Source organism: Aquitalea sp. LB_tupeE (assembly GCF_013391415.1).
GTDB lineage: Bacteria > Pseudomonadota > Gammaproteobacteria > Burkholderiales > Chromobacteriaceae > Aquitalea.
Genome location: NZ_JACAXB010000026.1, coordinates 50007 through 64100, shown reverse-complemented (window position 1 = coordinate 64100; position 14094 = coordinate 50007). Strand labels below are relative to the sequence as shown.

At 58.2% G+C, this 14094-nt stretch carries 8 protein-coding genes; 2 read left to right on the top strand and 6 right to left on the bottom strand.

All coding sequences use genetic code 11. From position 1 onward, the window contains the following. Positions 1-84: 84 nt before the first annotated feature. From HWX34_RS13180 to HWX34_RS13170, 3 genes are all read right to left on the bottom strand, one after another. Entirely contained in the window at positions 85-1854 is a 1770-nt protein-coding gene (locus tag HWX34_RS13180) for a DUF1302 domain-containing protein (RefSeq protein ID WP_178972671.1), read from the bottom strand. A 290-nt stretch (positions 1855-2144) separates the two neighbouring features. Continuing rightward, positions 2145-3377 carry an MFS transporter gene (locus HWX34_RS13175; protein ID WP_178972670.1) on the bottom strand — a complete coding sequence of 411 codons (1233 nt, stop codon included), beginning with the start codon at positions 3375-3377 and terminating at the stop codon, positions 2145-2147. Between the two features lie 147 nt (positions 3378-3524). Continuing rightward, the gene (locus HWX34_RS13170; RefSeq protein ID WP_255496715.1) at positions 3525-4385 is read right to left on the bottom strand and encodes a LysR family transcriptional regulator; all 861 of its coding nucleotides are present in this window, start codon (positions 4383-4385) and stop codon (positions 3525-3527) included. 85 nt (positions 4386-4470) lie between these two features. Between HWX34_RS13170 and HWX34_RS13165 the strand changes: the two genes are divergently transcribed. Then, complete coding sequence (locus tag HWX34_RS13165; protein ID WP_218645172.1) at positions 4471-5382, top strand: DMT family transporter; 912 nt, start codon at positions 4471-4473, stop codon at positions 5380-5382. Here HWX34_RS13165 and HWX34_RS13160 read toward each other — a convergent pair. Then, positions 5359-6597, bottom strand: a complete 1239-nt coding sequence (locus tag HWX34_RS13160) for an EAL domain-containing protein (RefSeq protein ID WP_178972669.1) — start codon at positions 6595-6597, stop codon at positions 5359-5361. The two genes, HWX34_RS13165 and HWX34_RS13160, sit on opposite strands and share 24 nt — an antisense overlap. 193 nt (positions 6598-6790) lie before the next feature. Between HWX34_RS13160 and HWX34_RS13155 the strand changes: the two genes are divergently transcribed. After that, positions 6791-7417, top strand: coding sequence for a response regulator transcription factor (locus HWX34_RS13155; protein ID WP_178972668.1), 627 nt, complete (start codon positions 6791-6793; stop codon positions 7415-7417). 236 nt (positions 7418-7653) lie between these two features. Here the strand turns inward: HWX34_RS13155 and HWX34_RS13150 are convergent, their stop codons facing one another. Beyond that, positions 7654-10521 (bottom strand): adenosylcobalamin-dependent ribonucleoside-diphosphate reductase, encoded by a 2868-nt coding sequence (locus HWX34_RS13150; protein WP_178972667.1) that lies wholly within the window; start codon positions 10519-10521, stop codon positions 7654-7656. 231 nt (positions 10522-10752) lie between these two features. After that, the gene (locus HWX34_RS13145) at positions 10753-14085 is read right to left on the bottom strand and encodes a DUF748 domain-containing protein (protein ID WP_178972666.1); all 3333 of its coding nucleotides are present in this window, start codon (positions 14083-14085) and stop codon (positions 10753-10755) included. Positions 14086-14094: the final 9 nt, after the last annotated feature.

The window sequence follows — 14094 nt, the reverse complement described above, 5'->3', positions numbered from 1 at the left end:
GGTGGCGAATGAAATGGGTTGGCGGGGAAAACAGCGCCGCCAGTGTAAGGGGCAGCCCTGATACAGGCAAACAGATCGTACAGCTTACAAGCGCATGCCCAACCCCAGGGAAACCAGGCTGCGGTCACGCAGCAGATTGTAATCACCGCCCCCGGTACGCAGATAGCCAAGGTCAATCTGGTAATCACGCCCCATATTCAGTGCCAGGCCAAGCAAGGTACTGAAGCGGCCTTGCGAGTATTGGCCATCGTAGGAATAGCCGCGCACATCCTGGCCCAAGGTCAGTGACGGGGTCAGTGTAAGGTCTGGCCAGCGCGTGGCATAGCGCGCCTCCAGACGCAAGCGAGCAGCCCAGGCATTGCTGGTGATGAAACCGTCCAGCCTGCAGGTATTGGCATCGCCGCTGCAACTGGTATAGGCCTGACTGGCCGCCATGCCCCAGCCCGCACGCCCATAACGCATCACAGCCGGGTCTGGCAGGGAAAACACATGCTTGAAGCCAAGTTCGGCCGCCAGCTTGAACTCGCCACCAAGCAGTTTGCCCAGCGGTCGTTGCGCCCCCAGACTGAAGTTCATCACCTGATAACGGTCGTAACCGTCCGCGCTTGCCCCTGCTGGCAGCTTGCTCAAGCGCGCCAGCGGGCCACGCCCCAGCAACAGGCCGTTAAGGAAGTCCGCACCATTCCAGGCCAGCGGCTGATCAGGAATATAGCCCAGTTCGGCGTATACTCCGGTCTGGTCTGGCAGGCGGCTGGCAAAATTCAGCACAAACAAGTGCAGATTCGCCGGATAACTACGGTAATACTGGCTGCTCAGCCCGGTGGCCTGGGCCTGGCCAGTATTGGCCAACAAGGGCGTCAACACGCCCGCACTATTGTGTTGCACACCGGTATACCCCACCTTGCTGTCGATATTGGCCGCATAAAGACCGAACCTGCCCACCCCAGCCAGCAAATAGTGCAAGCCGGCACCGTATTGCCCGCCAGATGGCAGACGGTCTGGAGCCCGACCGACATAATCCAGCGCATTGCCCAGCGCCTGTGCGTCACTGGTGCTGATGTTGCGGTGGGTAATGGCCGATAACAAGGCACCATTCAAGGTGAGCTGGTTGCAACCTGGCTGAACATAATCGCCAGTCGAGTAAAACGTGCCGCAACCGGGATAGACATTGGGGGCAAAGGCGAACTGGTAGAAAGCATCCAGAGTCAGCCGCTCGCTGAGGTCCAACTTGCCGTAGACGGCCCAGTCCGGGATACCTGCCTCGGCAGCCACCGAACTGGCGCGGCCAAGAGCCGCATAATCAATGGCATTCACCTGGGACAGCATGCCGCCAGCAGTCGGGCTTCCCCAGGGAATGGTTTGCCGGCCAGCGCGTAACTGCAAGGGATAAGCAGCCAGCTGGGTATTGCCATACACATAGGCATCATCCAGCACCACGTTGCCAAAACGGCCCAAAGGCACAAAGCCTTCATCGCTCAAGGGCGCGCCAGACTGGTAGTGGTTAGGCACATTGCCATGCAACACGGATTGCTGTGCCTGGGTGTAGTCATACCAGGCCTTGCCAGCCAGCCTCAGCCCAAGGCCCTGGTATTGCAGGTCGGTCTGCACATAGCTTTCGATGGCAGTGGAAACCGCATCCCCGGAACGATAGTTCTGATCACCATCGTTCAGGGTATTCATTGACGGGCCATTGATCAGCGCCGGGTCAGGATTGGCCGCACGGATCACCGTTCCGACGCCCAGCCAGCCACGCAGGGACAAGGTGGCGGCCCCCACATCCAGCAACCGGGCCTCACCCAGTTCCGGTTTGATGGTGGTAATGCCATTGCTGACTTCCGCTGCCCACAGTGGCAAGCACACCCCACTTAGTCCGCCCCCCAGCAGCAAGGTGCTGCTCAGCCTGGTCCATGTCCCTAATAGTGTCCTGCGATTATTGTTTTGCATGCTTGTTATGATTGTGCCCCGAATTCAAACCATTGCATCCGATACGCCATACGAGCCAGGCCACTTCCTCAATCAGCCACTGGCAAGGTATCAGATCAGGGCATCATTCTAACGTTGCTGGCAAAACTTCAACCAGCACAACACCATTAAACTTGCACTGCAAATATCTCTATCAATTACACCGCCATTTCCCCGAACCCTCAGGAATTCACCGTTACAGGCGGTGGCATGACTTGCCCCTGAACACGCCCCACCCACCACAAGGCCACGCCCACCAGCGCCACGGCACACCAGCCATTCAGGCCATAACCCAGAATCTGGCCACTGGCCGTATTACTCAGCAACAAACCACCCAGCCAGGCTCCGCAGCCATTGCCCAAGGATTGGATCGCACTATTGACACTGAGGAATGCCCCACGGTTTTGCGCTTGGGGCACCGTAGTCAACAAGGCCTGCAGCGGAATCATGCGGCCGGACAGCGCCACCATGAAAACCGGGAAAAACGCCACGATGGCAATAAAGGGAATATCTGGCAAATGGGTGACAAACAATACCGGCAGCATGGAAAACAAGGCCATGATGCGAAACAGCTGATGCTTGCCATAGCGGTCGGCCAGCTTGCCAATACGACGGGAGGTAAAGAAGGTGGCCGCCCCGCCAGCCATGTAAATCCAGGCAATTTGCTGTGGCGCAATGCCGTGGTTGGCCACCAGCACGGGAGAAATGAAAGGAATGACCATCATGTGCGACACCAGCATCAGGAAGGTCAGCCCGAACGCCCGCAGATGCAGCGGATTACTCAGCAAACGCCACAACTCTGGCAACACCTGACGCAATGGCGGGGGACCCACCTGCAAATGCAGCCGCAAGGAAGGCACCAGCGCCAGTGCAGCCAGCCAGATCAGCACCGACAATACCGCCAGCAGGTAAAACGGCGACGACCATCCCAGATGTGCACCCAGCACAATGCCGGCCGGCACTCCGGCAATCGCGGCCAGCGAAAAAGCCGTCATGATGGTGCCGGTGGCCGCACCACGGCGGGAAACCGGAATGATGTCACTGACAATGGCCATGATGATGGACGCCAGTACCCCACCACTCAAACCGGCAAATGCACGAGCCACCAGCAACATGTGGAAATTGCCTGCCAGCGCACACACCAGGTTGGAAATGGCAAACAGGCCGTATATCACCAACAGCAGCCGACGACGGTCGAAGCGGTCGATATAGGTGGCGGCAAACAGGCCGGACAGGCCGGAACACCATGAATAAGCCGAGACCGCTGTGGCAAATGCCGCCGGGCTGATGGCAAAAGCGTGCATGATTTGCGGCCCCAGCGGCATCATCACCATGAAGTCCATGATGATGGTGAACTGGGTAAGCGCCAGCAACCACAACAGGCCGCGTTCGCGCGAGGGGCTTGATTCAGCCAAGGGCAACTCCTTGCAGGCATGGCTTATCCAGTACAGACAAGCGCATGGCTATTTAATTGACAATATCACCAATATGAATTTATTAATTGATATTGTCAACCTTATCAATGGTATGGCAATCAACCCCGCCTAGCACCAGGCACCTTACTACCGGCGCAATATCTGCAAGATCAAGGCCTGCATGACGTCGCAAGCGCGTGATCCTTGCGAATGCAAGCTGCGTATCAAGGCCACTTGCAAGGGCGGCAGCCGAGGCAAACCGTGCTTCATGTCCAACACCTGAATGCCCGGCGGCAAGCTGCATTCGGTCAGCACCGCAACGGCCATGCCGCTGTGCACTGCTGTCAGTTGCCCGGCGACACTGGGGCTGCTGTACACCACCCGCCACTCGCGTTGTATGGCATTCACCGCATCCAGCACCGCAGTACGTGCGCGGCTACCCAATTCGTACAGTGCAATGGGCAGCGGGTCGCGCAGCCAGGCGGCATGCTGGCTGTCTCCAACCCAGACCATGGTTTCATCAAACAGGTACTCGCCTCGGTCCGGCTCGTCGCGGCTGACTACCGCCAGGTCAAGCTCGCCATTTTCTACCTTGCCAATCAGCGCTGTCGATTGCTCGCAAACCAGATTGATTTCCACTGCCGGATAAAGGCCTACATAGTCTCGTAACACCTTGCCCAGATAGGCCTGGGCGTAATCCTCCGGCACTCCCAGCCGCAATTGGCCATGAATCTGGGCACCGTGTAAAGTCTCCAGCGCTGCCGCATGGGCTGCCAACACCCGCCGGGCATGTGGCAGCAGCTCCGCACCGGCAGCTGTCAGCGCCACCTCTCTGGGCGTGCGCAACAGCAGCACGCTGCCTGCAGCCTGCTCCAGCTTTTTCAACTGCATGCTGACTGCAGATTGCGAACGATGCACCACAGCCGCCGCTGCGCTGAGTGAACCGGCATCCACCACCGCAACGAAGGCACGTAGCCAATCCAGTTGTAAATCTTGCTGCTTCATCATCACGCCACATCATTCGATATTCGAATGATTAACATAGCATAAATTCGCTTTACCAAAGCAAGCTGCTGCCACGATGATCTCCGGCATGAAAAACACCACCACCATGCACCTGACGGAAACCGGCGGGGCAGTTACATCCAACCAGGGCAGCCGCAATATGGTGATGGCCGGCTTGCTGCTGGGCACACTGGGTATTTTCGTCAGCGAGGCAAATCAGCCACCTTTGCTGACGGTGTTCATGCGTTGCCTGTTTGGTGCGCTCGCCCTGCTTGTCTGGGGCGGCTATAGCGGCAAACTGCGTGAACTGCATTTGCGTGGCCGCTCGCTAGTGGCCGTGTTGTTGGCAAGCGCGCTGATGGTGAGCAACTGGGGGCTGTTCTTTGCCGCCATACCACGCACCACCATCGGGCTGGCAACGGTGCTGTTTCACCTGCAACCGTTCTGGGTGATGCTTTATGGGAGCCTGCGGCTTGGGGAAACACTGTCACGCCGCCACCTGCTGGCCGCCATCACCGCCCTGCTTGGCCTGGCGCTGGCTTGCGGGATGGCCGGATTGAGCAGTACGGTTATTCCGGATGGCTTTTGGGGTGGCGTACTGATGTGCATTGGCGGGTCATTGTCGTATGCCGGCCTGCCCATCATTGCCAGACAACAGCCCAACATCAGCTCATTTGCCTTTGCCTGGTGGCAATGCGCTGTTGGCGTGGTACTGACAGCCTGGTGGCCACTGCTCAATGGCTGGCCAACAACGGCCAGCAGCTGGGCCTGGCTGGCCGGGCTGGGTAGCTTGCATACCGGTCTTGCTTATGCTCTGCTGTATAGCGGCATGAGCCAGATATCCATCAGTCGCTTTGCCGTACTGCAATTTGTTTATCCGGTAACAGCCATCGTGGTGGACTGGCAGGTATACCACCATGCACTGGATCACTGGCAGCTTTGCGGCATCGGTCTGATGGGACTGGCGCTGTGGTCGCTACGCCGCTTCAAGGTTGACTGAGCAAACCGGTGACATGATGAAGGCGTCCAGACGACTACGTGACATGGGTTCGGCCAACAGGAAACCCTGTACCAGATCTACTTGTAATTGTTTCACCAGTTCAAAATCCTGCCGCCGGCTAACGCCTTCAACCACCACGGAAACATTTTGGCTTTGCAGCATGCGTACAGCAAAACCCAGTAGCTTTTCAGCCGCCGGGTCTCCCGCCGCCTGATGCACCAGCAGGCGGTCGATCTTGACCGAATTGGCCGGAATCTCACGTAAATGATGAAAACCGGAATAGCCGACACCAAAATCATCCAATGCCAGATTAAAACCCATCACACGCAAGCGAATGGCATTTTCCAATGACAAACTCAAATTATTCAAGGGCTGGGTTTCTGTCAATTCAAGGGTAATACGGCTTGGTGACAAATGCATGGATTGCACAATGGCATTCAGTTTTTCTGGCATATCGGGTTTATCAAACTCGCGGACATTAATATTAACCGCCACACCCAGTCTTTTCTGGGGAAATTTGATATCCCAGGCACAGCAATCCCGTGCGGCCTGCTGCAAAATGCTGCAAAGCAGTTCCTCGCTCAGATTCAACATATCAAGCTGAGGCAGAAACACTCCCGGGGTCAGCACACCGTATACCGGATGATCCCACCTGGCCAGCGCTTCAACCGAAAGAACCTCAAGTGTTTGCGGGTCTATCTTGGGCTGATACCACGGTTGAATCTGCCCGTCCTGCATCGCCTCTTCCAGCTCCTGCCGTGAAAACACCATACTGTCCAACCCAGCTGAAACGGTATTGTCCGACCGCTGCTGTACACACTGCTGTAACAAGGTGGATAACTGGTCTGCCGAGAATGGCTTCTCCAGACAAGCCAGTACAGGAAGGTGATGGTGACTACCAAACCGCTGCACGCTGTGCAAGATGTCTTCGCTATGAGCACTGCAAAAAATCAGTTGTGGCAAATGATCCAGTTGACCCAAATGGCGCATCAGCTGGATGCCATCCAGCTCAGGCATGCCAATGTCACAAATCATCAGATCGTACTTATTGGTTTTAAGTAAAGAGAGTGCTTGGAAGCCATCTCCGACCTCATCCACCATGCATTCGCCATGCTGCTCCAGCATGGAAACCAAGACCTGACGCTGCGCTGGATGATCTTCGGCAACAAGAACCTGCAGTGGACGATGACGTACACCATTGAGTAAACCTGACATGAAATTCACCTGAAATGTGCTACATTGCTTTTATAAGTTTTATATTATCTTTGCCTCCGCACTGATTGATGATGGGAAATTTCTGATTGAATACTAGATTTATCTTATGAAATTTTTCAACAAACCCATTTACTCTCCAACAGTCCCATAACGAATAAAAACTTCCAATCCTGATCATTTCCGGAGATTAATCATGAAAAGCGTCATCATTGTCGATGATCATCCGGCCATTTGCCTGGCTGTTCGTTCCGTTCTGGAAAAATCTGGTCGGTATGCGGTCATCGGAGAGACCGACAATGGCCAGTCTGTCATCGAATTGGTCAGAGAACATAAAGCCGATCTCATCATCATCGACTTGAACATTCCACGCATCAGCGGGTTGGAGCTGATCAAGCGCATCAAGAACCAACATCCGGCCATCAAGCTGCTGGTATTGTCGGCACAGGACGAAATGGTCTATGCCTCACGCTCCATGCAGGCCGGTGCAGACGGGTTTGTCAGCAAGAGCAAGGACCTGAACGCCATCTTGTCTGCCGCAGACGCCATCATGGCCGGCTACAGTTTCTTTCCCCGTGACGTGGTGTCCGGTGCCAAGCTTAATGACGAGAAGCAGATCGACAGTCGTATCGAAAAACTATCGGACCGTGAACTTGCCGTCCTGCAACACCTGGCTCAAGGCCTGTCGAACAAGGACATTGCCGATCGGCTATTCATCAGCAACAAGACTGTCAGCACTTACAAGGTGAACATTTTCGAAAAGCTGGGTATTTCGAACGTGGTGGACCTGACCGACTTTGCCCGTAACAACAAGCTGGTTTGAGGCGAGAGGCGACTGATACTCGCCTCCACTGAAACAGTCGCGCCTTGCCCCAGCCTGTCTTTCACTCCCCCGTCGTTACGTCCTGCTGCTGGCAGTAGGGAAACCGTAAATGCTTGTCTTGCAGCGCCCTACCCCAACAATCAGACAGTGCCTGGTGCAGCTTGGGCCCACCATGACTGTCTTGCTTCCTTCACGACGGCAATGCGTCTCACATGCAGGCATGAGCTGAACCCAGCTTAACCGCACGCCCCTACATGGCCGCAAGCGGTGCAGAATTCACAACCATCCTTCTTGATCAGCGCATGGTTGCCGCATTCCGGGCAGGGCTTACCGGACAAGGGTTTGAGTGCTGGTTGGGCGGCGGTTTCCGGGCTGAACAGATCGCTCTGCTCCGGCACCATCACCCCCATTTCCTCCAGCGGCACGCCATCCTGAGTCAGCACGCCCAGCATGGCATAGCGGTGAATCATCAGCTGCGCCATATAGGCCACGGTGGACGGCCAGCTTTGCGATTTTTCCTGACCCGGAATGCGGGCAAAGAAGTCGCCTTGCGGCTCGGCATAGCTCAGCAGCTTGCGCAGCTTCATACCGATCCAGGCCGGGTCGATCACCCGCATGTCCAGCGACAGCATCTTGCACAGGCCATCCAGTTCACGCGGGTAATTACCGGCCAGCCACACCGAATACGGACGGCGCTGGCCATTGGGCAATACCAGTTCTTTCAGGAAGAGCACGAAATCGTCACCGGTTTGCGGGTTGGCCACATCCACCGACCAGCTCATGGTGCCATCGGTGCCGGATTTCGGTTCCTTGCGGGCAAACAGCGCATCCATCACCGGGGTGGGTTCGTGCTGGTCAGCGGTCAGTGCACCCAGTTGCTCCACGCGATGACGCACCACTTGGCCCAGCGCCGCAGCGGCGGAAGTGGCATAGACGGTGCGCTCGCCCAGCTCGAAAACATAGCGCTTGTCGCCATTGGTATGCGACAAGGCTTCCAGCTTGGCCGACAGCCAAGCGTGGTCACGGCAGCGCATGTCCATCGACAGCGTCTTGGCAATCGCCCCCAGGCCACGCTGTTCTTCGGTGGCGTTCACCCAGCACTCAAACGGCGTGATGCGGCCGTTTTCCACATGGCCCACCACCACGGCAAAATCACCGGCAGGGCCTTCCACCATATAAGTCCAGGAGGGGTTACCTTCCTTCAGCTTGGGCCGGTTCGGCCATTTCAGACTGGCCAGCGCCGGGCTGGGCGCGGTGTTCAGGGTGATGCGGCGGTCCGGGTCGCCATCCTGACTGGCAGACAGGTCCTGCGGGGCTTCCTTGGCGGTTTCCTTGGCCGGCTCGATGGACAATACCGAACCGAGGACACTATTGGGCCGGTAGGTGGTAATGCCTTTCAGGCCATTGCGCCAGGCTTCCAGATACAGGCTTTCGAAATCGGCAAACGGGTAATCCGCCGGTACATTCACTGTTTTGGAAATGGCGGTGTCGATATACGGTGCCACCGCGGCCACCATGCGCATATGGTCCAGCGCACTCATTTCCAGTGCCGAGACAAAGTAGTCCGGCAGCGCCTGGGTGTCGCCACCCTGCATGCGGTAGACGCGATAGGCGTGGTCTTCCACCAGGTATTCCTGGGTCGTACCGTCGGCCATGCGCTTTTTGCGGGTGTAGAACCAGGAGAACGGCGGCTCGATGCCATTGCTGGCGTTATCGGCAAACGCCAACGAAATGGTGCCGGTAGGGGCAATCGACAGCAGGTGGGAGTTGCGGATGCCGTGCTTGCGGATACGGGCCTTGATACTGTCCGGCAGGCGGCTGGCGCAATGCGGTTCGGCCAGGTATTGCTCAGCATCAAACAGCGGGAAAGCCCCTTTTTCGATGGCCAGGTCCACCGAGGCATCATAGGCTGCATCGCGCATGGATTCGGAAATGCGCGCGGCAAAACGACGGCCTTCTTCGCTGTCGTAACGAATCTTCAGCATGATCAGCGCATCACCCAGGCCGGTAAAACCCAGACCGACACGACGCTTGGATTGCGCTTCACGCTCTTGCTCTTTCAGCGGCCACACGGTCAGGTCCAGCACATTGTCCAGCATGCGGATGGACATGCGCACCACGCTCTCGAAGGCCTTGAAATCAAAGCTGGGCTTGGCACCAAACGGTTGACGCACGTATTTGGTGAGGTTGACCGAACCCAGGTCGCAGCAGCCGTAATCCGGCAACGGTTGTTCGCCGCAGGGGTTGGTGGATTCAATCACCTCGCAATAGGACAGGTTGTTGTCCTGGTTGATCCTGGACATGAACAGCACGCCCGGCTCGGCGTGGTCATAGGTGGATTCCATGATCTGCTGCCACAGCGCACGGGCAGAAACCTTGCGGTACACCCACAGGCCGTCGGCACGTTGGTAGTGGCCGGGGAAGGCGTCGGTGGCCGGTTCCACGCTGTGGGTCAGTTCCCACTCGACATCCGCCTCCACCGCGCGCATGAAGTCATCCGACACGCCGACGGAAATATTGAAGTTGCGCAGGTCGCCCTTGTCCTTGGCGTGGATGAAATCTTCCACGTCCGGATGGCTGACATCCAGCACACCCATTTGCGCGCCACGGCGGGCACCGGCCGACTCTACCGTCTCGCAGCTGCGGTCGAACACCCGCATGTACGACACCGGCCCGGAAGCGCGGCTATTGGTGCCTTTTACCCGCGCGCCCTTGGGGCGAATGCGCGAGAAGTTGTAGCCCACACCACCGCCACGGCGCATGGTTTCGGCGGCCTGCAGCAGCGCTTCGTAAATACCGGCCTTGCCGTTGGAAGGTTCGGAAACCGAATCGCCCACCGGCTGCACAAAGCAGTTGATCAGCGTGGCGCGCAACTCGGTACCGGCGGCGGAATTGATACGCCCGCCGGGAATGAAGCCATTGTCCAGTGCCTGGAAAAACAGCGGCTCGAAGCGAGCCGGGTCCTGCTCCAGCGCCGCCAGGGCACGGGCTACCCGCAGTCTGACCTCGCTGACGCTCTGTTCATCACCCTTGGCATACTTTTCCAGCAATACCTCGCGCGAGATATCCTGCTCCAGCATGACGGCACTGTTTTCACGCTTCATTCCGGCCCCTCGATTTCCTGAAATTTTTGAGAATTTTCCTGACTTCTGCAGCCTTGCCATGACGGCAAGCCATGACTTTACGCCTGTTCGGCAAGCAATGCACACGCGCTTGGCGATTGCACTCTGCCGTCATAGTCGGCAAGAAAGTCACAACATCTGGCAAAAGAAAACGGCGTACTACACCATATGTAGTTACGCCGTTTATTGATGGACATCAAGCCGTTTTATACGCTACTTGCTGGACAACTTGATCCCCAGTGGCACACCGTCCCGTTCGGCGCGGGTTTTGGCGGGGTCGCCCAGCGTGATGCGATCGGCCAGAGTGTTGTCATTGTGCATCATCACCTTGCGGGCATTTTCCGCACGCTGACGCGCCAGCGCCTGCAAGGCGGCCGTATCCACTTTCTGCGCGGTAATCAGTTCACCACGCAACAGTTTGGCCAATGCAGCACCAGATGGCCCACCCGGATTCAGGGTACGTGACATCAGTTTCAGACGACCCAGCTCGCGGGCGTAGACCGTCTTGATGGCATCCAGCATGGCCGGGTCGGACAGGTCCGGCACGGGTAGCGGCTCGCCCGGCAGCAGGCTGCGTCCGGCGGCTTGCAGGATGGCACTGTCTACGCGCGCCCGGGCCAGTTCCTTGCTGTCCAGCTCGGGATCAAAGCTACCGGCAAGCTGCAACTGCATCTTGGGACGCTTGCTCATCAGGCCCGCCACTTTTTCCAGCTTTTCCCGCTCTGGCGGAGCGACATTGGCTTCGCCGGGAATGAAGAACACATTGTCAAAACCATCGCCACCCAGCAGGGCACCCAGGGCGCGGAACGGTGCCGTCACCACCTTGGTCACCACATTCACCAGTGCCTTCCACACCACCTGGCCATAGCTGAACTGCGGGTCATCCAGGCTACCGGATACCGGCAAATCCAGATCAATCTTGCCGTCGCTATCTTCCAGCAAGGCTACCGCCAGCCGCAGTGGCAGGTGCGTACCCTTGTAGTCCGGCACCTCGTCTCCCAGCTGGATGGTGTTGATCACCACCCGGTTCTGTCCCTTCATCTGGCGGTGGTCCAGCAGGTAATGCAGGTCCACCGTCAGGCGGCCGTCATTGATGCGCCAGCCGGCAAAGGTGGTGGCATAGGGGTTGAGGTTGTTCAGCGGAATATTGCGGAAGGACAGCGTGACATCGGTATTGTCAGTGACCGCCATCGGGGCCAGCGCGCCACGCACCCGCACATCGCCATACTGGTCGACATCGCCATCCAGCGTGATGGTGCCTGTGCGCCCAGGCCGGGTGGACAGGCCCTGAATCGAACCGCGCAGATGATGCATCTGGGTGGCAAAGTTCGGATTCATGCTCTGGTCGGCAAACTGCACCTTGCTGCGGTTCAGGTGGATGCTGCGAATGTCCACCGGCGGAATCGCACTGGCTTTCGCTGGCGTGACTGGCGTGGCCGACGGCGGACTGGCCGCAGACTTGGCGGCAAAAATGCGCTGCCAGTTGAGCTGGCGTTTGGCATCCAGAATCAGCCGGGCCGACAAGGCTTCCAGCTGGATGTCCTGCACTGCCACACTCAGCGGCAGGCTGGTTGTGCTTTGCGCCTTGATGCCATTGACCTTGAGATTGTTCCACCCCAGCAGTGGCAGTTTTTCACCCGGCTCCATGATGGCCAGCTTGCTGATGTCGGCCGTACCGGCCACGCTCCAGCCCTTGCTGGCCGATTCCACGTTCAGCTCTGCATTGAGCTGACCACCGCTCATACGCAAGGGCGTACCTGTCAGGCCATAGGGTGCAAACGGAGCCAGCGGCAGCGACTGGGCATTGACCTTGCCCTTGACGGCTGCGGTGGCAGGGTCCAACTGCAATGCCGCGGTGAACTGACCGGATTCCAGCTTGCCGCCTACGTCTACGGCCAACTGCTGCGCATCTTTTGCCTCCAGCCTGGCCGTAACATCGTGCAGCGTGGCACTGACCGGGCGCGGCAGGGTCTGGTCGGTCCAGCTGATCTGGCCGTCATTCAGATTCAGCAAGGGATAGTGCAGCTGCCAGCCGGGCTGTTTTTGGTCAGCATCGGCCTTGGCTGCGGTCTTGACCGCCTTGGCTGCCTTGCCGGGCGCAAACAGCTGCGCCAGGTTCAACTGCCCCTGCTTGTTGCGTTCCACCGCCACGCGCAGGCCCTGTACATCCACGCTGCCTGGCTCAATCAGTTGTCCCTGCTGCACAATGCGCGAAGGCTGCAACGCCAGCGTGGCCAGGGTAATCTGTGCGGGTTGTGCGGCATTGCCCAGGGTGATGTCGGCCAGTTCGCCAGCCAGCTTGTCCACGGCGAAACCGCGTTTCGGGTCCAGTTCAAAACGGGCATGCAATAGCGGCAGGCGTGCCGCCACTTGCAGCGGGGTGGCAAAACCGGCATCGCCAAAGCGGTACTGCCAATTGGCCAGCTTGATGTCTTCCACCTTCACTTGCCACGGCGAAGGGGCTGCTTTGCTGCTTGCGGTGGATGTGGAACCCGCTGCCGGGCTGGCCGGCAGGGCTGCCAGCCAGTCCAGGCTGCCATCCGCCATGCGCTGTGCTTCCAGGCTGCCACCATCCAGCGCAATCTGTTGCAGGCTCAACTGGCTATGTTGCAGGTCAAAACGGCCCCCTTTGAGCTGCAAGGAAGGCAGGTCAAAGCGATGCTGCGTACCAGGGGCCTGCATCTGCAAACCCTTCAGCTCGGCGCTGAAGGGGCTGATCTGCAACTGTGGCGTCTTGCCTTTCAGGTCGAACTGATAACTGGCCTGTACCGATAGCGTGCCTTGTGGCCTGGCAATATTGAAATGCGGTTTGACGTATTCCCAGATGCTGGCCAGGGTAAAGCCGCGAATGCTGGCCTCTCCGCTGGATTGCAAGGGCTGTAATTGCAGGCTGCCTTTCCAGTCCAGCTGGGTGCCGTCGCCCAGCGCGGCATGCAGGCGATAGCCACCGGCTTCGGGCAAGGTGGAAAGATCGGTCAGCGCCAGATTCAGCGGTGACACCTTGAAGCTGTCGCTGCCAGCCAGTTGGTCCTGGAACATGAGCTGGCCATTGCGGATGTTCAGCGCCTGCAGCAGGAATTTGGTCGGTGAGCCATCGTCTTTTTTGGGCTGGGCCGGGCCACTGGCATCACGGATGAAGCGCGCCCAGTTCCACTGCCCCTGGACGTCACGCTGTACCCATAGCTGCGGGGCATCAACGCTGAATTCCGACAACTGCCAGCGCCCCAGCAGCAAGGCGGTCGGGTCCAGATTCACATACACCCGGTCGGCGGCAAACAAGGGGCTGCCCTTGCCCTCGGCCAACTTGAGCTGGCGGATTTCCACTGCCATGCGCCAGGGATTGATGGAAACCTCCCCCAGGCTCAGTGTGCGGCCGATTCCTGCCGCCCATTTGGCCGCCTGGCTCTGGACAATGCCCGGCGCAATACCCGCCAGAAACCCCCACAGCAACAGCACAACGGCGGCAATACCGTACAGCCAGCGTCGCCAGCGGCGAGGTGGACGGGACGGAGTGGATTTCCCAGCATTCTGATCAGTTGCGCTCATGACAATCTT

Coding starts and splice junctions, on each gene's coding strand:
- HWX34_RS13160 (WP_178972669.1), bottom strand. CDS start 6,597: ATGTCAGGTTTACTCAATGGTGTACGTCATCGTCCACTGCAGGTTCTT.
- HWX34_RS13150 (WP_178972667.1), bottom strand. CDS start 10,521: ATGAAGCGTGAAAACAGTGCCGTCATGCTGGAGCAGGATATCTCGCGC.
- HWX34_RS13145 (WP_178972666.1), bottom strand. CDS start 14,085: ATGAGCGCAACTGATCAGAATGCTGGGAAATCCACTCCGTCCCGTCCA.
- HWX34_RS13155 (WP_178972668.1), top strand. CDS start 6,791: ATGAAAAGCGTCATCATTGTCGATGATCATCCGGCCATTTGCCTGGCT.
- HWX34_RS13165 (WP_218645172.1), top strand. CDS start 4,471: ATGAAAAACACCACCACCATGCACCTGACGGAAACCGGCGGGGCAGTT.
- HWX34_RS13170 (WP_255496715.1), bottom strand. CDS start 4,385: ATGATGAAGCAGCAAGATTTACAACTGGATTGGCTACGTGCCTTCGTT.